The following is a 19,738-nucleotide window of genomic DNA, read 5'->3' as shown; positions in this document are numbered from 1 at the left end:
CGTGTCTCCTAACCACTTTGCACTGCCAGGGATCGCAATGCCGCCAGCTCCTTTGGATACCCATTACCAAATCGAGACCCCGGAGGGGATCGACCTGCCCTTGCGCCCTGCCGGCCTGCCATCCCGGGCATTGGCTTTTGCATTCGACCTGGGTGTGCGTGGCATCATCATGGGCATCCTGCTGGTGCCCCTGGCGCTGCTGGGCAATATTGGCATCGGGCTGGGGTCGCTGCTGCTGTTCCTGGTGAGCTGGTGGTACATGGTGCTGTTTGAAGTGCTCAACCAGGGCTGCTCGCCGGGCAAGCAGGTCATGGGCCTGCGGGTGGTGCAGGATGACGGCACCCCGATTGGCTGGTCGGCGTCGCTGATCCGCAACCTGCTGCGCTTTGTCGACATGCTGCCTTTTGGTTATTTCCTCGGTGCGATCAGCTGCCTGCAACACCCGCACTTCAAGCGTCTGGGCGATCTGGCCGCCGGCACACTGGTGGTCTACCGCGAACTACCGCTGGTGCGCCCGCGTATCCCTCAAGCCGCCGCGCTGCGGCTGCCCTTTGCACTGGAGTTGAGCGAACAGCGGGCCATCCTCGGTTTTGCCGAGCGCCAGGCGGAGCTGTCTGCCGAACGCGTTCATGAACTGGCGGCGATCCTCGCCACGCCCCTGCAAGTGCCTCCGGCACGCGCCGTGGAGCAACTCAACGGTGTGGCCCGTGGCTTATTGGGGCCGACATGAAGCAGAGTCTTTTTGAAAGCCGCCACCAGCAGCAATGGCAAACCTTCGCGCAGCAACTTGAGCAGTTGGAGCAAGGCAAAGCCAAGGCTGGCGGAGTGGCTGACTTCCCTCACCAGTATCGACGCCTGTGCCAACACCTGGCCCTGGCCCAACAGCGTGGCTACAGCAGCTACCTGGTAGACCGGCTGCAGCAACTGGCGCTGCGCGGCCATCAACAATTGTATCGCCATCGCAGCCAACTGGCGGCCAAGATGCTGGCGTTCCTGCTCGCCGATTTCCCATGCCTGGTACGTGAACAGTGGCGCTTCGTACTGATCGCCGGTCTGCTGTTCTTCGGCAGCCTGGTGGGCATTGCACTGCTGGTCTACCTGTTCCCCGACCTGATCTACAGCATCGTCAGCGCCCAACAGGTGGCCGAGATGCAGGGCATGTACGACCCCGCCGCCAGTCGTCTGGGGCGCGCTGCCGAGCGTGCAGCCAGCGAGGACTGGATGATGTTTGGCTATTACGTGATGCACAACATCGGCATCGCCTTCCAGACGTTTGCCGCCGGCCTGTTGTTTGGCCTGGGCAGCGTGTTCTTCCTGATTTTCAACGGCTTGGTCATCGGCGCTGTCTCAGGGCACCTGACCGACATTGGCTATGGTCAAACCTTCTGGTCATTCGTCATCGGTCATGGCGCATTCGAATTGAGCGCCATTGCGCTGGCCGGTGCCGCGGGTTTGCAATTGGGTTGGTCACTGATCGCTCCCGGGCGGCTGGCACGTAGCGAGGCCTTGCGCCTGGCAGCCCACAAAAGTGTGCGGATACTCTGCGGCGTCATGGTGTTTCTGCTGATCGCGGCGTTCATCGAAGCCTATTGGTCCTCCACCACCCACATCGAGCCCTGGCTCAAATACCTGGTAGGCACCGCGCTCTGGCTGCTGGTGGCCATTTACCTGATCTTCGCCGGACGGACTCGCCATGCGCCTGACTGACGCCAGCGTGGTGATCCGCCCGCGCACTTCCTGGGAAGCCATGGACCTGGGCGTACTGATGGCCAGGGAACATCGTTTGCTGCTGATGGGCAGTTGGGCAATGGTGAGCCTGCCGGTGTTTATCTCGCTGACCGTGCTGCTGTGGAATTACCCGTCGCTGGCCATGTTTCTGTTCTGGTGGCTCAAGCCGGCCTTTGACCGCTTGCCGCTGTACATTCTTTCCAAAGCCCTGTTTGGCGAGCCCCCCCGTCTCAAACAGGCAGTTCGCCAGTGGCCGCAACTGCTCAAGGGGCAACTGTTCGCCAGCCTGACCTGGCGACGCCTGAGCATGAGCCGCAGCTTTACGTTGCCGGTAAGTCAACTTGAAGGCCTCGAGGGTCAGGCGCGGCAACAGCGCCTGGGGATATTGCTGCAACGTAACGCTGGTGCCGCCCGCTGGCTGACCATTATCGGCGTACACCTGGAAATCGGCCTGTGGTTCGGCGCCATGGCGCTGTTCTATTTATTCATCCCGCAGCAGCTGGAAATGGATTGGGACTGGCAACGCCTGGCACTGGCAACCAGCCCGAACGTGCTGTGGCTGGAGCACCTGGGCAATGCCTTTTACGCGCTGATCCTGGTGTTCTGGGAACCCATCTACGTTGCCTGTGGTTTCAGCCTGTACCTCAATCGGCGTACGGCTCTGGAAGCCTGGGACCTGGAGTTGGTATTGCGCCGTTTGCGTCAGCGCCTGAGCAGTGCTGCGTCGCTGTTGTTGCTGGTCGTCGGGCTGACGCTCATACCGTTCAGCCCACCCGCCATGGCCGATGAATCAACGGGCCATAAGCCACTCAATACCCAGGCTGCCAGTCAGTCCATCAAGGCACTGCTGGACAAGCCGCCCTTCAAGAATCCGGAAACCGTCACCCGTTATCGGTTTGGTGAAGAAAAAACACCGGTTAAAAGCACAGCCCGTGGCGACGGTAAATTACCCGGTTGGCTCCAGGCCTTACTCGACAACCTCAACAGCGATACCTTCAAGCCCCTCGCCAAAACCCTGGAAATACTATTGTGGAGCCTGGTGATTGGTGGGCTGGCCCTGGTGGTGTGGCGTTACCGTGAGTGGCTACGCACCTTTGTCAGCCGCAGCCGGCGCGCCCGCCCTGCGACCGCCACACCTACCCCCGCTCAGTTGTTCGGGCTTGAGCTGGGGCTCGATACATTGCCGCAAGACATCGCCAGCGCCGCCGAACAACTATGGCCCACTCAGCCAAGGCAAGCCCTTGGCCTGCTGTATCGCGGCCTGCTCAGCCGGCTGCTGCATGAATTCGACCTGCCGCTCAAAAGCGCCGACACCGAAGGCCAGGTGCTGGAGCGCGTTCGACACTTGCAACAACCGCAGTTGCTGGCGTTCAGTGACGAACTGACGCGTCACTGGCAAAACCTCGCCTATGGTCATCGCCTGCCGCCCTCCTCGACCCAACAAAAGCTGTGCAGCGATTGGCGCGCTCTGTTCAATGACGGAGCCAGCCAATGAACCGGCCATTATTGTGGGTGGCGCTGCTGCTGGTGTGCCTGCTGGGCATGGGTGGCTTGTACGCCTGGCACAAGGCAATCCCCTATGACGAAGTGGTGGATCGCGGCCCATCGCCGGATGCACTCGCCAATCCTTATCTGGCCGCCGAGCATTTCCTGCACCAGCAAGGCCTGGTGGTGGAACGCGCCAACGGCCTTGAACGGCTCGCGGACCTACCCGCCAAAGGTCATAGCCTGTTGCTGCTGGGGGAACGCAGCAACATGACCCCGCGCCAGGTCGAGCAACTGCTGGGTTGGACAAACGCCGGCGGGCACTTGCTGCTGGTCGCCGAGGCATTGTGGGACGAGGAGACCAGCAAGAGCGGCGACCTGCTGCTTGATCGCCTTGATATCCACCAGGCTTTGAGCGAAACCTTCGACGAACCGGCGCCTGCCCGTAAAAAGCCTGCGGCAGACTTGACCAGGCTTTATGTCGACAACGAAACCGCCCCGGCGTATTTCATTTTTGACACCGACTTCAACCTCATCGACCCCAAACACCTGGCGCAGTTTTCCGCCAACAGCGCCCATTCAAGCCACCTGATGCAACTCAACCTGGGGCACGGCCGCGTCACTGTGATTACCGATAGCGACCTGTGGAAAACCCCAAGCATCGGCCAACACGATAACGCCTGGTTACTGTGGTACCTGACCCAGGAGACTGACGTCACCTTGCTGTTCAACAGTGAAACGGACGATCTGTTTACCCTGTTGATTCGATATTTCCCACAGGCCCTCGTCGCCCTTGCGGCACTGCTTGCCCTGGCGCTATGGCAGGCCGCCATGCGCCAGGGCCCGATCCAGGCACCGACGCCCAAGGCACGTCGGCAGCTCCAGGAACATTTGAAGGCCAGCGCCGATTTCCTGCTGCGCCGCAGCGGCCAGGGCACCTTGCTGCAAGCCTTGCAGCACGACATCCTGCGCGCCGCCCGGCGACGCCATCCAGGCTTTGAGCATCTCGATACAGCAGAGCAGTGGCAGGTGCTGGAACACCTGACGCGACAACCCCCTCACATCATCAGCCAGGCGCTCGAACCACTGACGCAGAAACGGCTCTCCAGCGCCGACTTCAGCCGACAGGTTGCGTGCCTGCAAACCCTCAGGAATGCCTTATGAGCGACTCTCCAATGGCCACCGCCCTGACCGCCGAGAACCTGCAACGTGCCAGCCAGCAAGCCCAGGCCCTGCGTGTGGAATTGCGCAAGGCAGTGATTGGCCAGGATCAGGTGATTGACGATGTGCTCACCGCCTTGATCGCAGGCGGCCATGTACTGCTCGAAGGCGTACCCGGGCTCGGCAAGACCTTGCTGGTACGTGCCCTGTCCCGATGCTTTGGCGGTGATTTCGCCCGTATCCAGTTCACCCCGGACCTGATGCCCAGCGATGTCACCGGCCACGCCGTGTACGACCTGCAGACCGAACAGTTCAAACTGCGCAAGGGGCCATTGTTTACCCACCTGTTGCTGGCCGACGAAATCAATCGCGCCCCGGCCAAGACCCAGGCAGCGTTGCTCGAAGCCATGCAGGAACGCCAAGTCACCCTTGAGGGCGAGGCATTGCCCATCGGCGAGCCGTTCATGGTGCTGGCGACCCAGAACCCCATCGAGCAAGAAGGCACCTACCCGTTGCCCGAGGCCGAGTTGGACCGGTTCATGCTCAAGGTCCGCATGGACTACCCCGACGCCCAACAAGAACTGGACATGGTCCGCGAAGTGACGCGCTCATCCAGGGCAGACATGCTGGATGTGCAGCCGTTGCGCACTGTGCTGCAGGCCGAGGATGTGGTGCTGATGCAGCAGATCGCCAGTGACGTGCCCCTGGATGAACAGGTGCTCGATTACGCTGTGCGCCTGGCGCGCGCCACACGCAGTTGGCCAGGACTGACCATCGGTGCCGGGCCCAGGGCCTCTATCGCCCTGGTACGCGGCGGCCGTGCCCGGGCGCTGTTGCGTGGTGCAGAATTCGTCACACCCGATGACATCAAGGGCTGTGCCCTGGCAGTGCTGCGACATCGGGTACGCATCGCGCCGGAACTGGACATCGACGGCCTGGAGGTGGATCAGGTGCTCAAGCAGTTGCTGGATCAAGTAGCGGCGCCAAGGCAATGACACGCCCATGAAACCGACCCGTCTGCTCCTGATCTGGCTGGGTGTGCTGCTTGGCCTGAACACCTTGTTGGGCGCTTCCGTCGCGTTGCAGCTCAAGGTACCTGAAACCTTGCATTCAGTGGCCTGGGGCCTGCTGCTGGCTTTGCTGCTGCTGGCGCTGCTGGATGCCGTACGCTTGCACCGTCGCCCCACGGCACGCGTCCACAGGAAACTGCCCGGCAGCCTGGCGCTGGGGCGCTGGGAAGAAGTGCGCCTGTGCCTGGAGCACGACTTTCCTCAGCCACTGACCGTGCAGGTATTCGATCACGTGCCCGATGGCCTGAGTGTGGATAACCTGCCTCAATCCATTGAATTGCGCCCCGGCGAGCGCGGCGAGTTGGGCTATCGCGTTCGCCCCTTGCGACGCGGACATTTCAGTTTCAGTCGCTGCGAACTTTGGCTGCCCAGCCCATTGGGGCTGTGGTCGGCACGGCGATGCATCGAAACCCACGACGCCACCCGGGTCTACCCGGATTTCGCCCGCTTGTATGGCGCGCAGTTGCTGGGTGTGGATAACTGGCTGAGCCAGTTGGGCGTGCGCCAACATCAACGCCGGGGATTAGGCCTGGAGTTTCATCAACTGCGCGAGTTTCGTGAAGGCGACAGCCTGCGCCAGATCGACTGGAAAGCCACCGCCCGTCAACGCACACCGATCGCCCGGGAATACCAGGACGAGCGCGACCAGCAAATCGTATTCATGCTCGATTGCGGCCAGCGCATGCGCAGCCAGGATGCCGAGCTATCTCATTTCGACCACGCCCTCAACGCCTGCCTGCTCTTGAGCTACGTCGCCCTGAGACAGGGCGACGCCGTGGGGTTGTGCACCTTTGCCAGCGACCAACCGCGCTACCTGAAGCCGGTCAAGGGCAGTGGCCAGTTGAACACTTTGCTCAATGCTGTCTACGATCTGGAGGCCACCCGAAACACCGCCGACTATGAGGCTGCCGCCCATCAATTGCTGGCACGCCAAAAACGCCGGGCACTGGTGATCATCATTACCAACCTGCGGGACGAGGATGATGAAGCGCTGATGAGCGCCGTCAGACGAATCGGTAGGCAACACCGCGTACTGGTAGCCAGCCTGCGAGAGGAAATCCTCGATCAACTGCGCCAGGCCCCTGTGCAAACATTGCCCGAAGCACTGGCCTACAGTGGCACCGTCGATTACCTCAACAGCCGAAACCAACTCCATGATCGCTTGAGCGCTCATGGGCTTTCAGTATTGGACACGTTGCCTTCAGAAATGGGCGCCACGCTGGTGACGCGCTACCTGGGATGGAAAAAAGCCGGGGTTTTCTAACTGCTGTGTTCAGACGGAAGCCTGTTGAGGATCAAAGCTGAAGTACTGCAACAGGGCATCAATCAATTGCCTGTACTCTTCGGATGCATTCTGCACCCGGAACCCGGAGTCATAGTGCTGAGGATTGACATCCTCATGACTCCATAAACAGGTCGCTGTGAGATCAATCGTCTGAAATTCGCCTTGTGCCGTTGGTACTTTCAGGCACAGCTCAAAATCCACATTGATCATCATGGGTAATTGGCTGATCAACATCAGCCCGTTTTCAGACACATTGCCCAAAAAACCGATTGGTTTGTCGGTGATACGGTTGAACACCTGCAAAAAGTAAGGCAATTGATGCCGTTCGATCCGTCGCGCAGTAAACATGATGAAAGTCGCCATCCAATAGCCAAAAGTCTGACTGTGCCAGTGATTCGGAGCGAGCAACCGCTCGCTCTCCCTGGATCCCGGTTTGACAACAGGTACCGCTCGTCACCAGACAGCTGCCAAATCCGGGCCTTGCATCCGTTCGAATGAAAACTTATACAAACAGACCTTCAAAAAATAGCCCAAGACTGGCAACGGGCCAGCCATGAAATGACAAATTTCATTACAACGACGCTGGCCGTGGTTTTGCGACGCCACCGCCCTGGTAATGCCCCAACTGCTGCAAGGTATCGAGCCGGGCGCGAGCGCGGTAGGCATACTCGCTCGACGGGTATTGGCTGATGATGAACTGATAGGTTTGTGCGGCATCGACAAACAGTTTCTGCCGCTCCAGGCACTGCCCGCGCAACATCGAAACCTCCGGTTGCACATAGCGACGGGTACGGCTTTCGCGATCGACCTGGGACAACTCCAGGGTGACACGTGCGCAGTCGCCCACCCCATAGGCACGGTAGGCGTTGTTCAAATGGTGGTCCATCGACCAGCGGGTACAGCCGACAACACTGACGGCCAGGGCAGCAACAAGCAAAATTCGCATGGGGGTTCTCCTGTCTTGTGCAGTGTATCGACCCCCGGGCGAAAATCTTCAAGGCTGTTTGCCCATCCAACTGCAGCAAAAACAAAGGCAATCGTCGATAAGTAGTGCAAACGAACAATGACTACAACGAAAGAGCATAGTAGCCTTCCCCAGCGCTTGAACTCAGGAGTCTGTGCATGTCCGTCCGTCGTACCAAAATCGTCGCCACCCTTGGCCCGGCCAGCAACTCGCCGGAAGTCCTCGAACAGCTGATTCTGGCTGGTTTGGACGTCGCCCGTCTGAACTTCTCCCACGGCACCCCGGACGAGCACAAGGCTCGCGCCAAGCTGGTGCGTGACCTTGCCGCCAAGCATGGCCGCTTCGTCGCATTGCTGGGTGACCTGCAAGGCCCGAAAATCCGTATCGCCAAATTCGCCAACAAGCGGATCGAGCTGAAGATCGGTGACAAGTTCACCTTCTCCACCAGCCACCCGCTGACCGAAGGCACCCAGGACGTTGTCGGTATCGACTACCCCGACCTGGTCAAGGATTGCGGCGTCGGTGACGAACTGCTGCTGGACGACGGTCGCGTGGTCATGCGCGTCGACACTGCGACCCCGACCGAGTTGCACTGCACCGTGATCATCGGTGGCCCGCTGTCCGACCATAAAGGCATCAACCGCCGCGGTGGCGGCCTGACAGCGCCGGCCCTGACTGAAAAAGACAAGGCCGACATCAAGCTCGCCGCCGAAATGGAAGTCGACTACCTCGCGGTGTCCTTCCCTCGCGACGCCGCCGACATGGAATACGCCCGTAAACTGCGCGACGAAGCCGGCGGTACCGCCTGGCTGGTAGCGAAGATCGAACGTGCCGAAGCCGTGGCCGACGACGAAACCCTCGACGGTCTGATCAAGGCTTCCGACGCCGTGATGGTTGCCCGTGGCGACCTGGGTGTGGAAATCGGTGACGCCGAGCTGATCGGTATCCAGAAGAAGATCATCCTGCACGCACGCCGCCACAACAAGGCGGTGATCGTCGCGACCCAGATGATGGAGTCGATGATCCAGAACCCGATGCCGACCCGCGCCGAAGTGTCCGACGTGGCCAACGCCGTGCTCGACTACACCGACGCCGTGATGCTCTCGGCTGAAAGTGCCGCCGGCCCGTACCCGCTGGAAGCCGTCCAGGCCATGGCACGCATCTGCGTCGGCGCGGAAAAGCACCCGACCAGCAAGACCTCCAGCCACCGCATTGGCAAGGTCTTCGAAAGCTGCGACCAGAGCATCGCCCTGGCAGCCATGTACACCGCCAACCACTTCCCGGGCGTTAAAGCGATCATCGCCTTGACCGAAAGTGGCTACACGCCGTTGATCATGTCGCGCATTCGCTCCTCGGTGCCAATCTACGCGTTCACCCCGCACCGCGAAGCCCAGGCCCGCGCGGCCATGTTCCGTGGCGTATACACCATCCCGTTCGACCCGGCATCGCTGGCACCGAACGAAGTCAGCCAGAAGGCTATCGACGAATTGGTCAAGCGCGGCGTCGTGGAGAAAGGCGACTGGGTCATCCTGACCAAGGGCGACAGCTACCACACCACCGGTGGCACCAATGGCATGAAGATCCTGCATGTGGGCGACCCACAGGTCTGAGTGACAGGCTGAAAAAACAAAAGCCCCGCCATGAGAATGGCGGGGCTTTTTGCATTTCAAATGCCGGCTGAGGTGTTGAACCGTCGGGCCTCATCGGGAGCAAGCCCCCTCTCACAGTTAACCGCGTACACCCGCAAAGCCTGTACTCGACAGTCAGCACTCAACCACGGGGCAGGAACACATCGGCCAACAGTTGATTACGCGGCAGCCCCGCCAGAAACAAGCGCTTGGAAAAGGCTTCGACGCTGGCAGGATGCCCGCAGACCAAGGCCAGGGTTTGTCGCGAAGCAAGCCGCAGTTGCCCCAATGCCTGGGCCAACTCATCTGCAGTCCATAACTCCACCACAAGGTTCTGATGCTGCGCGGTCAGCGCCGCCAGGGGTTCGGCCAGGTAGTGAGCCTGGGCATCATGGGCCAGGTGAATGACGCGGATGGCACCCTGGTGATCCTGGCGCAGCGCTTCGCGCAATACCCCCCACAACGGACCCAGCCCAGTGCCGGAGGCCAGCAGCCACAAGGGCCGGGCTTGCCAGTCAGGGTCGTAGTGCAACGCCCCGCCGCGCAACTCGCCCAAGCGTAACGGCTCACCGACCTTGAAGTGGCGAGCAGCATCGCTGAATTCCCCGGGTTGACGGCAATCGATATGAAACTCCAGGTACGGGTCCTGCTGGGGCACGCTCGCCAGGGAATAGGGGCGTGCCACCTGCCCTGCCCACAACACCAGATGCTGCCCGGCGCGGTACCGCAGGCCACGCTCGGGTTGAAGGCGCAGGCGCAGCACCGTCGGACTCAGCCAATCGGCACCCTCCAACCGCGCAGGCAGGCCATCACGCAACGGATCAAACGCCTCGACCCTCAGATCAGCGCTGATCCGGCACTGACACGCCAGGCGCCACCCGTCCTGGCGTTGCGCCGAGCTCAGCGCGTCAGGCTGCTGGTCGTCGACTTCGCCCTGGCAACGCACCAGGCACGCATGGCAACTGCCGGCCCGGCAACTGTAGGGCACGGCCACACCTGCCTGATTCAAGGCATCCAGCAGGTTGCTGCCGGTGGTGACCGGCCAGTGGCGTTCGCCGACGTACAGTTCAGGCATATCAGGGTCTCAAGCATAAGGAGCGCGCACAGGGAATCATGCCTGCGACAGTTTGACCATAGTCGGGTGTATCGGCCACCGTGCCGGGTTATACTGCCGCGCCTTTTTAGCGTCGCGCCTGCACCACTTTGGCGTGCCTTGGAAAGGTGGGCTCAGCCGACCGATGCAGCACTGAACCCACCTTTATTGAATGTTCCCTTATAGAGGAGCGCGACTCATGACCGTGATCAAGCAAGACGACCTGATTCAGAGCGTTGCCGACGCCCTGCAATTCATTTCCTACTACCACCCCGTTGATTTCATCCAGGCCATGCACGAAGCCTACCTGCGCGAAGAATCGCCGGCGGCCCGTGACTCCATCGCCCAGATCCTGATCAACTCGCGCATGTGTGCCACCGGCCATCGCCCGATCTGCCAGGACACCGGTATCGTCACCGTGTTCGTGCGCGTAGGCATGGATGTGCGCTGGGACGGCGCCACCATGGGCCTGGACGACATGATCAACGAAGGCGTGCGTCGCGCCTACAACCTGCCGGAAAACGTTCTGCGTGCCTCGATCCTCGCCGACCCGGCAGGCGCGCGCAAGAACACCAAGGACAACACCCCTGCGGTGATCCACTACTCCATCGTCCCGGGTAACACCGTGGAAGTGGACGTGGCGGCCAAGGGCGGCGGTTCCGAGAACAAGTCGAAAATGGCTATGCTCAACCCGTCCGACTCGATCGTCGACTGGGTGCTCAAGACCGTTCCGACCATGGGTGCCGGCTGGTGCCCACCAGGTATGCTCGGCATCGGCATCGGCGGCACTGCCGAGAAAGCCGCGGTAATGGCCAAGGAAGTGTTGATGGAATCCATCGACATCCACGAGCTGAAAAAGCGCGGCCCGCAGAACCGTATCGAAGAGATGCGCCTGGAGCTGTTCGAGAAGGTCAACCAACTGGGCATCGGCGCCCAGGGCCTGGGTGGCCTGACCACCGTGCTCGACGTGAAGATCATGGACTACCCGACTCACGCCGCGTCCCTGCCGGTGTGCATGATCCCCAACTGCGCCGCCACCCGTCACGCGCATTTCGTGCTCGACGGTTCGGGCCCGGCGTCGCTGGAGGCGCCATCGTTGGACGCCTACCCGGAAATCGTCTGGGAAGCCGGCCCATCGGCCCGCCGCGTCAACCTCGACACCCTGACCCCGGAAGAAGTGCAGAGCTGGAAGCCGGGCGAAACCGTATTGCTCAACGGCAAGATGCTCACCGGTCGCGACGCGGCGCACAAGCGCATGGTCGAGATGCTGAACAAGGGCGAAACCCTGCCGGTGGACCTCAAGGGCCGCTTTATCTACTACGTCGGCCCGGTTGATCCGGTGCGCGAGGAAGTGGTTGGCCCAGCGGGCCCGACCACCGCGACGCGGATGGACAAGTTCACCCGTCAGATCCTCGAGCAGACCGGCCTGTTGGGCATGATCGGCAAGTCCGAGCGCGGCCCTACCGCTATCGAAGCGATCAAGGACCATAAGGCCGTGTACCTGATGGCCGTGGGCGGCGCCGCCTACCTGGTGGCCCAAGCGATCAAGAAGTCCCGCGTGGTGGCGTTCGCCGAGCTGGGCATGGAAGCCATCTACGAGTTCGACGTGAAAGACATGCCGGTCACCGTTGCAGTCGATAGCAACGGCGAATCGGTACACATCACCGGTCCTGCCATCTGGCAGAAAAAGATCAGTGAGAGCCTGGCGGTGGAAGTGCAGTAAGCGCTTTCTCCACAAGCATAAAGGCGACTGCGGCCCATGGCCCAGTCGCCTTTTTTATACCTGAAGCGATTGCCATGGCGAACTCTGTCAAATGTGGGAGCTGGCTTGCCTGCGATGACATCAATTCGGTGTGACTGAAGCACCGAGGTGTCTGCATCGCAGGCAAGCCAGCTCCCACACAAGCTCGTTCGCCACAAGATCCAGACAGCTCATGCTATGGTGCTCGCCCCTCACTGTGCCTGCTCATCATCGTATGATCGTGATCCCTCGCCCTCTGCGTCTGACGTTTTACTCGTTGCTGATCATCGCCGGCGCAGTGCTGGCCGCCGCCTTGGCCACCCGCCATGCCGAGCGCCAGGCCCTGGTGGATGAAGCCGCTCGAGCCAATCAACAGCTGGCGTTGTATGCCAACTCGCTGCATACCTTGATCGAACGCTACCGCGCCCTCCCCGCCGTGCTGGCGCTGGATTCGGAAATGATCAGCGCGCTGAAGGGCCCACTCGATAGCGCCACCCAGGATGTACTCAATCGCAAGCTCGAACGCATCAACGGCGCCGCCCAGTCCTCCACCCTGGAGCTGATGGACCGCACCGGCCTGGCGGTGGCCGCCAGCAACTGGAATTTGCCCAGCAGCTATGTCGGCCACAATTACGCGTTCCGTCCGTATTTCAGCCAGACCTTGAGCCAAGGCACCGGGCGCTTTTACGCGGTGGGGGTGACGACTGGCATTCCGGGGTATTTCCTGTCCAGCGCGGTGGTCGATGAGCGCGAGCAATTCCTCGGCGCCATGGTGGTCAAGCTGGAGTTTCCCGAACTGGAACGCGAATGGGCTCAGGGCAATGACTTGCTGCTGGTCAGCGATGCACGCGGTATTGTGTTTATCGCCAACCAGCCGGGCTGGCGTTATCGCAACCTGCGGCCGCTATCAGAGAGTGACCTGGCGGAACTCAAGGCCACTCGCCAATACGACAAGAAGCAGCTGCAACCCTTGGAGACCCAGACCCTGCAGCGCTTCGACGACAACAGCCACCTGATGCGCGTCAACGGCCCGGACGGCAGCGCCAACTACATCTGGGAATCCCTGCCGCTGAAAGCCGAAGGCTGGACCCTGCACCTGCTGCGCAAACCGCAGTTCCCGTTTGAAGACCAACGCAATGCCGGCCTCGCCGCCGCCGGGTCCTGGCTGGCGCTGGTGTTTCTTGTGCTGTTCCTGAGTCAACGCTGGCGCCTGGCTCGCCTTCGCCAACGCAGCCGCGAAGAACTCGAACACTTGGTAGAAGAACGCACCCAGGCCCTGCGCACCGCCCAGGATGGCCTGGTTCAATCAGCCAAACTGGCGGCGCTGGGGCAGATGTCCGCCGCCCTTGCCCATGAGATCAATCAACCGCTGACCACCCAACGGATGCAGCTGGCCACCCTGCGGCTGTTGCTCGACCATGGCCGTGTGGACGACGCCTACAAGGCGCTCACGCCGTTGGATGACATGCTGACGCGCATGGCCGCGCTGACCGGCCACCTCAAGACCTTCGCGCGCAAAAGCCCCAGCGGCCTGCGCGAACGCCTGGATCTGGCCACCGTGGTCGACCAGTCCCTGCACCTGCTTGACGCGCGCCTACGCGATGAGGCCATCGGCGTGGTGCTGGACCTGGCCCGCCCGGCCTGGGTACGCGGCGATGCGATTCGCTTGGAACAGGTGCTGATCAACCTGCTGCGCAACGCCCTGGACGCCATGGCCGACAAGCCGCACAAACGCCTGGAAATCCGTCTGCACGCCGATCAGCAGCTGTGGCAGTTGAGCGTCAGCGACAGCGGTGGCGGGATTGCCGAAGAACATTTGAACAACGTATTCGACCCGTTCTTCACCACCAAACCGGTGGGTGACGGGCTCGGCTTGGGCCTGGCGGTGTCCTACGCTATCGTGCATGAATTGGGCGGGCGCCTGATCGCCGGCAATCGTGGCGACGGCGCAGTCTTTACCCTGACCCTGCCCGTCGCGCTGGAGACACCTGACCTATGTTGAACGCAGTGATTGTGGTGGATGACGAAGCCAGCATTCGTACGGCCGTCGAGCAGTGGCTGAGCCTGTCGGGGTTTGACGTTCAGTTGTACAGCCGTGCCGAGGAGTGCCTGGCGCACCTGCCGAAGGACTTCCCCGGGGTGATCTTGAGCGATGTGCGTATGCCCGGGCTCAGTGGCCTTGAATTGCTGGCCGAGGTACAGCGGCGCGATGCTGACTTGCCGGTGATTTTGCTCACCGGCCATGGTGACGTGCCGATGGCCGTCGAAGCCATGCGCGACGGCGCCTACGACTTCCTGGAAAAACCCTTCAGCCCGGATGCCCTGCTCAACAGCCTGCGTCGGGCGCTGGACAAGCGCGGCCTGATCCTGGAAAACCGTCGCCTGCACCAACAGGCCGATCACCGTGCACAACTGGAATCCAGCCTGTTGGGGGTGTCCAAGGGCCTGCAAACCCTGCGTCGCCAGGTGCTGGACCTGGCGACACTGCCGGTCAATGTGTTGATCCGTGGCGAGACCGGCAGCGGTAAAGAACTGGTTGCCCGCTGCCTGCATGATTTCGGCCCACGAGCCAAAAAGCCGTTTGTGGCGCTCAATTGCGCGGCTATCCCCGAGCAATTATTTGAAGCCGAGCTGTTCGGCCACGAAAGCGGCGCCTTCACCGGCGCCCAGGGCAAGCGTATCGGCAAGCTGGAGTACGCCCATGGCGGCACCGTGTTCCTCGACGAAATTGAAAGCATGCCCCTGGCGCAACAGGTAAAACTGCTGCGCGTGTTGCAAGAGCAGAAGTTGGAGCGATTGGGTTCCAACCAGAGCATCAATGTCGACCTGCGCATCATCGCCGCTACCAAGCCGGACCTGCTCGAAGAAGCACGCGCCGGGCGTTTTCGCGAGGACCTGGCTTATCGCCTGAACGTCGCACAACTGCGCCTGCCGCCCCTGCGCGAGCGTCGCGAAGACATTCCGTTGTTGTATGAGCATTTCGCCCAAAGCGCTGCCGAACGTTTGGGCCGCCATCTTGAGCCATTGAGTGGGCCGCAGCTGAGTCGCCTGCTCAGCCATGACTGGCCGGGCAACGTACGTGAACTGGCCAACGTCGCCGAGCGCCAGGTGCTGGGGCTTGGAGAGCCTGAACCTGAAGGTATTGAACCTGGGCAATCGCTGGCCGCGCAGCAGGAGGCTTTCGAGGCGCATTGCCTGAAAGCCGCGCTGACCCGGCATAAAGGCGATATCAAAGCGGTGCTGGCCGAGCTGCAACTGCCGCGTCGGACCTTTAATGAAAAGATGCAGCGGCATGGGTTGGTGCGGGAAATGTTCCTCTGATCCTGCTTATGTAGCTCGCGAAGGGTCCAGCAGCCATAAGCGGATTTCCGCTCATCCCGCAAAAATCATCGGCGACTTTCCGCTCAAAAAAACCTCGCAACCCTTCTATTCCGGGCCTTCATCCACTTGGCACAGCTTCTGCTATAGCCCAAGCCAGGCAGTGCTCAAGCACGCTCCATAAAAACAACTAGATGAAGGATCCTTCAATGGATAACTCCAACTCCCTGCCTCTGGGATCGGCGTCTGCGCCGGCAAAAGAACGCACCACTTCCAGCCGCATCAAGTCGATCTTCAGTGGATCGGTCGGCAACATGGTCGAGTGGTACGACTGGTACGTCTACGCCGCCTTCTCGCTGTACTTCGCCAAGACGTTCTTCCCCAAAGGCGACACCACCGCCCAACTGCTCAACACCGCCGCGATCTTCGCCGTGGGCTTCCTGATGCGCCCTATCGGTGGTTGGCTGATGGGCCTGTATGCCGACAAGGTCGGGCGTAAAAAAGCCCTGATGGCCTCGGTCTACCTGATGTGCTTCGGCTCGCTGCTGATTGCCCTGAGCCCTGGCTATGAACTCATCGGTATCGGTGCGCCGATCCTGCTGGTGTTTGCCCGTTTGCTGCAGGGCCTGTCGGTCGGTGGCGAATACGGCACTTCCGCCACTTACCTCAGCGAGATGGCGACCAAGGAACGTCGTGGTTTCTACTCCAGCTTCCAATACGTGACCCTGATCTCCGGCCAACTCATCGCGCTGGCGGTGCTGATCGTGCTGCAACAACTGCTGACTACCGAACAGTTGTACGCATGGGGCTGGCGTATCCCGTTCGCCATCGGCGCCTTGTGTGCAGTGGTCGCGCTCTATCTGCGTCGTGGCATGGAAGAAACCGAGTCGTTCACCAAGAAGGAAAAGGCCAAGGAAAGCGCAATGCGCACCTTGATGCGCCACCCCAAGGAACTGATGACAGTGGTCGGCCTGACCATGGGCGGCACCCTGGCGTTCTACACCTACACCACCTATATGCAGAAATACCTGGTGAACACGGTCGGCATGAGCATCTCCGACTCCACCACCATTTCGGCAGCCACGCTGTTTCTGTTCATGTGCCTGCAGCCGATCATCGGCGGGCTTTCGGATAAAGTCGGTCGTCGCCCGATCCTGATTGCCTTCGGTGTCCTGGGTACCCTGTTCACCGTGCCGATCCTCACCACCCTGCACACCATCCAGAGCTGGTGGGGCGCGTTCTTCCTGATCATGGCAGCGCTGATCATCGTCAGCGGCTATACCTCGATCAACGCCGTGGTGAAAGCCGAACTGTTCCCCACCGAAATCCGCGCCCTGGGCGTGGGCCTGCCGTATGCGCTGACGGTGTCGATCTTCGGCGGTACCGCTGAATACATCGCGCTGTGGTTCAAGAGCATCGGTATGGAAACTGGCTACTACTGGTACGTGACCGCATGTATCGCAGTGTCGCTGATGGTCTACGTGACCATGAAAGACACCCGCAAGCACTCGCGGATTACCACGGACTAAAAAATGTGGGAGGGGACAACCCCCCTCCCACATTGGATATGATGTGGGCCCCAGAATCGAGAGCAGAACAGGTCATGTCCGACGATATCCACTTCTACGAACCCGCCAACGGCCACGGCCTGCCCCATGACCCGTTCAATGCCATCGTCGGCCCACGCCCGATTGGCTGGATCTCCTCGCACGACAGCGAAGGCCGCCTGAACCTGGCGCCTTACAGCTTCTTCAATGCATTCAACTACATCCCACCGATCATTGGGTTTTCCAGTGTGGGGCGCAAAGACAGCTTGAATAACATTGAGCAGACCGGCGAGTTTGTGTGGAACCTGGCCACTCGCCCGTTGGCCGAGCAGATGAACCAGAGTTGCGCGGCGGTCTCACCGGATGTGAATGAATTCGAGTTGTCCGGCCTGACGCCGGTGGCTTCGAAAGTCGTCGCTGTACCCCGCGTCGGCGAGAGCCCGGTGTCGTTTGAATGCAAAGTGACGCAGATCATCCAACTGCAACGCGCCGACAAGGAGCTGGTGCCGAGTTGGCTGGTACTGGGCGAAGTGGTTGCGGTGCACATCGCCAAGTGGTTGCTAAAGGATGGGATCTACGACACTGCTGCCGCCGAGCCGATTTTGCGCGGCGGCGGCCCGGCGGATTACTTCCAGTTGGGGCCGCAAGCGCTGTTCAAGATGTACCGCCCAGGCGCCACAAAACCCTGACTGACATACAGTCAAATTGTGGGAGGGGGCTTGCTCCCGATGGCTATGTATCAGCTAAAAATTTGCTGGCTGATACACCGCTATCGGGAGCAAGCCCCCTCCCACATTTGATCGGCAGCGTTCGTTAGTTGGAAGCCGTTGCCCAAGTCAGTTGACCTTCCGCGTCCACGTCGACCAGGTCCTCTAGCTGCACAGTGGCCGCATCATCGGCATCCGAAGCCGTCTTGAACTTCTGCCCGTCAAGGATCTTGTGGAACTTGGGGGCGCCCATGCCATCCAGTGCCTTGACGGCGATGGCAGCGCTATAGCCACCCTCTTCTTCACGCATCAAGGCGGAAACGGCTTCGTGGTGGGCAAATTGTTTACGTGCCATGTTGCAGGTCCTGGCCAATGGAAAAGTCGGCCATTGTAAACCGGTTCAACCGGCCAGTTGCAGGTACTCGCCGTAGGCGTTGACGGCAGATGCATCGGTGAAGGTCTGGAAGTCCATGCTGCGCACGACCATGTCGTTGAGCAACTCCGTAAAAATCATCAAGGTCGGTGAGCTGAAGTAGGCACTCATGGCCTCCTCGCTGCTCCAAAAACCTGATACCAGCCATATATCAGGATCGACCTGGGAATGCTGCAACGAAAATTGCAGGCAACCTGGGGCTTGGCGGCCCGGTTCGATCAAACTGCTCAAGCGTGCACCGAGTTCGGTGCTGCACCCGCTACGGGCGCGGATAAAGGCCATGTGGCTCGCGGGAATGGGGGTGGACATGTTCGACTCTCCCGTTGAGAAGTGATGCTCGGCAAGCACGGTGAGGGTGTGTTGCCACAGGATCAAAGATAGCGGCCCGGCTGTGGATGCGGTTAGTCGATTCCTGCAGGCTTATTGCACAATCCTGCGAGAAACATAGAGAGGACATTTGGCCCCCGGGATTTATTCCATGCACCGGTCCAGTGTTTCAGGGAGATGACAGGCGGCCTGCTTGCCTGATTCACTACCTATCGCAGGATCAGGCAAGGATCCTGCAGAATCGACGTAACACTTTTTGAAAAGCTGCCGCTAAGCTGAGCCCATCAAAGCAGCGTGTAGAGGACGCCCCATGTCGTCGCCCGAACCAAAGCCCATCCCCGTCGATGCCGAGATGGAGAAACAACGCGCCGAGCTGGCCAGTATCGTGCACCGCCACACCTGGGAAGATGGCTCCTACGGCACGGCGATCACCTCGCTGTATCTGAACCGCCACAACACGCCACGGGATTTCATGCCGGTGCTGGTGGAACCTGCGCTGTGCATCCTCGCCAGCGGCAGCAAGGAAGTGCGCCTGGCCGACGAAATCTTTGCCTACGACCCGCTCAATTATCTGGTGTTCTCGGTCGCCATGCCGGTAGCCGGCAGAATCATCGATGCCACCCCGCAAGACCCCAACCTGTCGGTCCGCATCAATATCGATCCGGCCCAGCTCACCGCGCTGATTGCCGAAGCCGGGCCTATGGGGGTGCCGTCGCGTCCCACCTCTCGCGGCATGTATGTGGACCGCATCGACACCCCGTTGCTCGACGCCGTGCTGCGCCTGGCCCGCCTGCTGGACACGCCCAAAGACATCGCCATGCTCGCGCCGTTGATCAACCGTGAAATCCTCTATCGCTTGCTGCGGGGCCCACAGGGTTATCGCCTGTATGAAATTGCCGTGGCCAACAGCCAGAGCCATCGCGTCAGCCAGGCGATCAAGTGGTTGAACGGCAACTACGAACAACCGCTGCGCATCGACGACCTGGCCAAGGAAGTGAACCTGAGCGTCTCGACCTTGCACCATCGCTTCAAGGCGATTACGGCCATGAGCCCGCTGCAGTACCAGAAGCAGCTGCGCTTGCAGGAAGCCCGGCGCTTGATGATTGCCGAAGGGCTGGAAGCCTCGGCCGCGGGGTATCGGGTGGGGTATGAAAGCCCGTCGCAATTCAGCCGGGAATACAGCCGGTTGTTTGGGGCGCCACCGCTGCGCGACCTGGCCCGGTTGCGCCAAAGCATCTGATGTACGCAGCT

At 60.8% G+C, this 19,738-nt stretch carries 18 protein-coding genes; 13 read left to right on the top strand and 5 right to left on the bottom strand.

Features of this window, described 5'->3' with window-relative positions; translation table 11 throughout:
• Positions 1-37 precede the first annotated feature (37 nt).
• The 6 genes from E4P01_RS25130 to E4P01_RS25105 are packed head-to-tail and all read left to right on the top strand — an operon-like array spanning position 38 to position 6,708.
• Positions 38-730, top strand: a complete 693-nt coding sequence (locus E4P01_RS25130) for an RDD family protein (RefSeq protein WP_032879683.1) — start codon at positions 38-40, stop codon at positions 728-730.
• Positions 727-1,707 carry a stage II sporulation protein M gene (locus E4P01_RS25125; RefSeq protein ID WP_216092049.1) on the top strand — a complete coding sequence of 327 codons (981 nt, stop codon included), beginning with the start codon at positions 727-729 and terminating at the stop codon, positions 1,705-1,707. Before E4P01_RS25130 ends, E4P01_RS25125 begins: the two co-directional genes overlap by 4 nt.
• On the top strand, positions 1,694-3,223 hold the full coding sequence (locus E4P01_RS25120; protein WP_216092050.1) for a DUF4129 domain-containing protein: 1,530 nt from the start codon (positions 1,694-1,696) through the stop codon (positions 3,221-3,223). Before E4P01_RS25125 ends, E4P01_RS25120 begins: the two co-directional genes overlap by 14 nt.
• Entirely contained in the window at positions 3,220-4,377 is a 1,158-nt protein-coding gene (locus E4P01_RS25115) for a DUF4350 domain-containing protein (RefSeq protein ID WP_216092051.1), read from the top strand. Before E4P01_RS25120 ends, E4P01_RS25115 begins: the two co-directional genes overlap by 4 nt.
• Positions 4,374-5,369 (top strand): MoxR family ATPase, encoded by a 996-nt coding sequence (locus E4P01_RS25110; RefSeq protein ID WP_078822203.1) that lies wholly within the window; start codon positions 4,374-4,376, stop codon positions 5,367-5,369. The genes E4P01_RS25115 and E4P01_RS25110 overlap by 4 nt, the downstream gene beginning before the upstream one ends.
• Positions 5,370-5,376: 7 nt before the next feature.
• Positions 5,377-6,708 carry a DUF58 domain-containing protein gene (locus E4P01_RS25105; protein ID WP_216092052.1) on the top strand — a complete coding sequence of 444 codons (1,332 nt, stop codon included), beginning with the start codon at positions 5,377-5,379 and terminating at the stop codon, positions 6,706-6,708.
• A 9-nt stretch (positions 6,709-6,717) separates the two neighbouring features.
• Here E4P01_RS25105 and E4P01_RS25100 read toward each other — a convergent pair whose 3' ends face one another.
• Together E4P01_RS25100 and E4P01_RS25095 are read right to left on the bottom strand one after the other, a co-directional pair.
• A complete protein-coding gene (locus E4P01_RS25100; RefSeq protein ID WP_032881230.1) occupies positions 6,718-7,077 on the bottom strand; it encodes a PilZ domain-containing protein in 360 nt (119 codons plus the stop codon).
• Between the two features lie 223 nt (positions 7,078-7,300).
• A complete protein-coding gene (locus E4P01_RS25095) occupies positions 7,301-7,675 on the bottom strand; it encodes a hypothetical protein (RefSeq protein WP_103734699.1) in 375 nt (124 codons plus the stop codon).
• A gap of 176 nt (positions 7,676-7,851) precedes the next feature.
• Between E4P01_RS25095 and pyk the strand changes: the two genes are divergently transcribed.
• Positions 7,852-9,303, top strand: coding sequence for a pyruvate kinase (pyk, locus tag E4P01_RS25090; protein ID WP_005790976.1), 1,452 nt, complete (start codon positions 7,852-7,854; stop codon positions 9,301-9,303).
• A gap of 160 nt (positions 9,304-9,463) precedes the next feature.
• Here pyk and E4P01_RS25085 read toward each other — a convergent pair whose 3' ends face one another.
• Positions 9,464-10,396 carry an iron-sulfur-binding ferredoxin reductase gene (locus E4P01_RS25085; protein WP_216092053.1) on the bottom strand — a complete coding sequence of 311 codons (933 nt, stop codon included), beginning with the start codon at positions 10,394-10,396 and terminating at the stop codon, positions 9,464-9,466.
• Between the two features lie 217 nt (positions 10,397-10,613).
• Between E4P01_RS25085 and E4P01_RS25080 the strand changes: the two genes are divergently transcribed.
• The 5 genes from E4P01_RS25080 (at position 10,614) to E4P01_RS25060 (ending at position 17,709) form a co-directional block, all read left to right on the top strand.
• On the top strand, positions 10,614-12,137 hold the full coding sequence (locus tag E4P01_RS25080; protein WP_032879675.1) for a fumarate hydratase: 1,524 nt from the start codon (positions 10,614-10,616) through the stop codon (positions 12,135-12,137).
• 253 nt (positions 12,138-12,390) lie between these two features.
• Positions 12,391-14,157, top strand: coding sequence for an ATP-binding protein (locus tag E4P01_RS25075; RefSeq protein WP_216092054.1), 1,767 nt, complete (start codon positions 12,391-12,393; stop codon positions 14,155-14,157).
• A complete protein-coding gene (locus E4P01_RS25070; RefSeq protein WP_032879673.1) occupies positions 14,151-15,476 on the top strand; it encodes a sigma-54 dependent transcriptional regulator in 1,326 nt (441 codons plus the stop codon). Before E4P01_RS25075 ends, E4P01_RS25070 begins: the two co-directional genes overlap by 7 nt.
• Positions 15,477-15,682: 206 nt before the next feature.
• The gene (locus tag E4P01_RS25065; RefSeq protein WP_005790985.1) at positions 15,683-17,002 is read left to right on the top strand and encodes an MFS transporter; all 1,320 of its coding nucleotides are present in this window, start codon (positions 15,683-15,685) and stop codon (positions 17,000-17,002) included.
• Positions 17,003-17,076: 74 nt separating this feature from the next.
• Positions 17,077-17,709, top strand: coding sequence for a flavin reductase family protein (locus E4P01_RS25060; protein ID WP_032879672.1), 633 nt, complete (start codon positions 17,077-17,079; stop codon positions 17,707-17,709).
• Positions 17,710-17,833: 124 nt separating this feature from the next.
• On the opposite strand, the gene E4P01_RS25055 is transcribed toward E4P01_RS25060, so the two are convergent.
• Together E4P01_RS25055 and E4P01_RS25050 are read right to left on the bottom strand one after the other, a co-directional pair.
• Complete coding sequence (locus E4P01_RS25055) at positions 17,834-18,082, bottom strand: hypothetical protein (RefSeq protein WP_078822210.1); 249 nt, start codon at positions 18,080-18,082, stop codon at positions 17,834-17,836.
• Between the two features lie 45 nt (positions 18,083-18,127).
• Positions 18,128-18,469 carry an antibiotic biosynthesis monooxygenase family protein gene (locus tag E4P01_RS25050; RefSeq protein WP_032879670.1) on the bottom strand — a complete coding sequence of 114 codons (342 nt, stop codon included), beginning with the start codon at positions 18,467-18,469 and terminating at the stop codon, positions 18,128-18,130.
• 328 nt (positions 18,470-18,797) lie between these two features.
• Here E4P01_RS25050 and E4P01_RS25045 point away from each other — a divergent pair, with 328 nt between their 5' ends.
• Positions 18,798-19,727 (top strand): AraC family transcriptional regulator, encoded by a 930-nt coding sequence (locus tag E4P01_RS25045; protein WP_032879669.1) that lies wholly within the window; start codon positions 18,798-18,800, stop codon positions 19,725-19,727.
• The last annotated feature ends 11 nt before the right edge of the window (positions 19,728-19,738 follow it).

The sequence above is a fragment of the Pseudomonas sp. NCIMB 10586 genome (assembly GCF_023127895.1).
Classification (GTDB): Bacteria; Pseudomonadota; Gammaproteobacteria; order Pseudomonadales; family Pseudomonadaceae; genus Aquipseudomonas; species Aquipseudomonas synxantha_A.
This window is presented reverse-complemented; position numbering and strand designations above follow the sequence as displayed.

What these genes read in the sequence shown, in the direction of transcription:
- E4P01_RS25085 (WP_216092053.1), bottom strand. Translation starts at nt 10,396, where the DNA reads ATGCCTGAACTGTACGTCGGCGAACGCCACTGGCCGGTCACCACCGGC.
- E4P01_RS25065 (WP_005790985.1), top strand. Translation starts at nt 15,683, where the DNA reads ATGGATAACTCCAACTCCCTGCCTCTGGGATCGGCGTCTGCGCCGGCA.
- E4P01_RS25055 (WP_078822210.1), bottom strand. Translation starts at nt 18,082, where the DNA reads ATGGCACGTAAACAATTTGCCCACCACGAAGCCGTTTCCGCCTTGATG.
- E4P01_RS25120 (WP_216092050.1), top strand. Translation starts at nt 1,694, where the DNA reads ATGCGCCTGACTGACGCCAGCGTGGTGATCCGCCCGCGCACTTCCTGG.
- E4P01_RS25100 (WP_032881230.1), bottom strand. Translation starts at nt 7,077, where the DNA reads ATGTTTACTGCGCGACGGATCGAACGGCATCAATTGCCTTACTTTTTG.
- E4P01_RS25095 (WP_103734699.1), bottom strand. Translation starts at nt 7,675, where the DNA reads ATGCGAATTTTGCTTGTTGCTGCCCTGGCCGTCAGTGTTGTCGGCTGT.
- E4P01_RS25070 (WP_032879673.1), top strand. Translation starts at nt 14,151, where the DNA reads ATGTTGAACGCAGTGATTGTGGTGGATGACGAAGCCAGCATTCGTACG.
- E4P01_RS25110 (WP_078822203.1), top strand. Translation starts at nt 4,374, where the DNA reads ATGAGCGACTCTCCAATGGCCACCGCCCTGACCGCCGAGAACCTGCAA.
- E4P01_RS25045 (WP_032879669.1), top strand. Translation starts at nt 18,798, where the DNA reads ATGTCGTCGCCCGAACCAAAGCCCATCCCCGTCGATGCCGAGATGGAG.
- E4P01_RS25050 (WP_032879670.1), bottom strand. Translation starts at nt 18,469, where the DNA reads ATGTCCACCCCCATTCCCGCGAGCCACATGGCCTTTATCCGCGCCCGT.
- pyk (WP_005790976.1), top strand. Translation starts at nt 7,852, where the DNA reads ATGTCCGTCCGTCGTACCAAAATCGTCGCCACCCTTGGCCCGGCCAGC.
- E4P01_RS25130 (WP_032879683.1), top strand. Translation starts at nt 38, where the DNA reads ATGCCGCCAGCTCCTTTGGATACCCATTACCAAATCGAGACCCCGGAG.
- E4P01_RS25105 (WP_216092052.1), top strand. Translation starts at nt 5,377, where the DNA reads ATGAAACCGACCCGTCTGCTCCTGATCTGGCTGGGTGTGCTGCTTGGC.
- E4P01_RS25080 (WP_032879675.1), top strand. Translation starts at nt 10,614, where the DNA reads ATGACCGTGATCAAGCAAGACGACCTGATTCAGAGCGTTGCCGACGCC.
- E4P01_RS25115 (WP_216092051.1), top strand. Translation starts at nt 3,220, where the DNA reads ATGAACCGGCCATTATTGTGGGTGGCGCTGCTGCTGGTGTGCCTGCTG.
- E4P01_RS25075 (WP_216092054.1), top strand. Translation starts at nt 12,391, where the DNA reads ATGATCGTGATCCCTCGCCCTCTGCGTCTGACGTTTTACTCGTTGCTG.
- E4P01_RS25125 (WP_216092049.1), top strand. Translation starts at nt 727, where the DNA reads ATGAAGCAGAGTCTTTTTGAAAGCCGCCACCAGCAGCAATGGCAAACC.
- E4P01_RS25060 (WP_032879672.1), top strand. Translation starts at nt 17,077, where the DNA reads ATGTCCGACGATATCCACTTCTACGAACCCGCCAACGGCCACGGCCTG.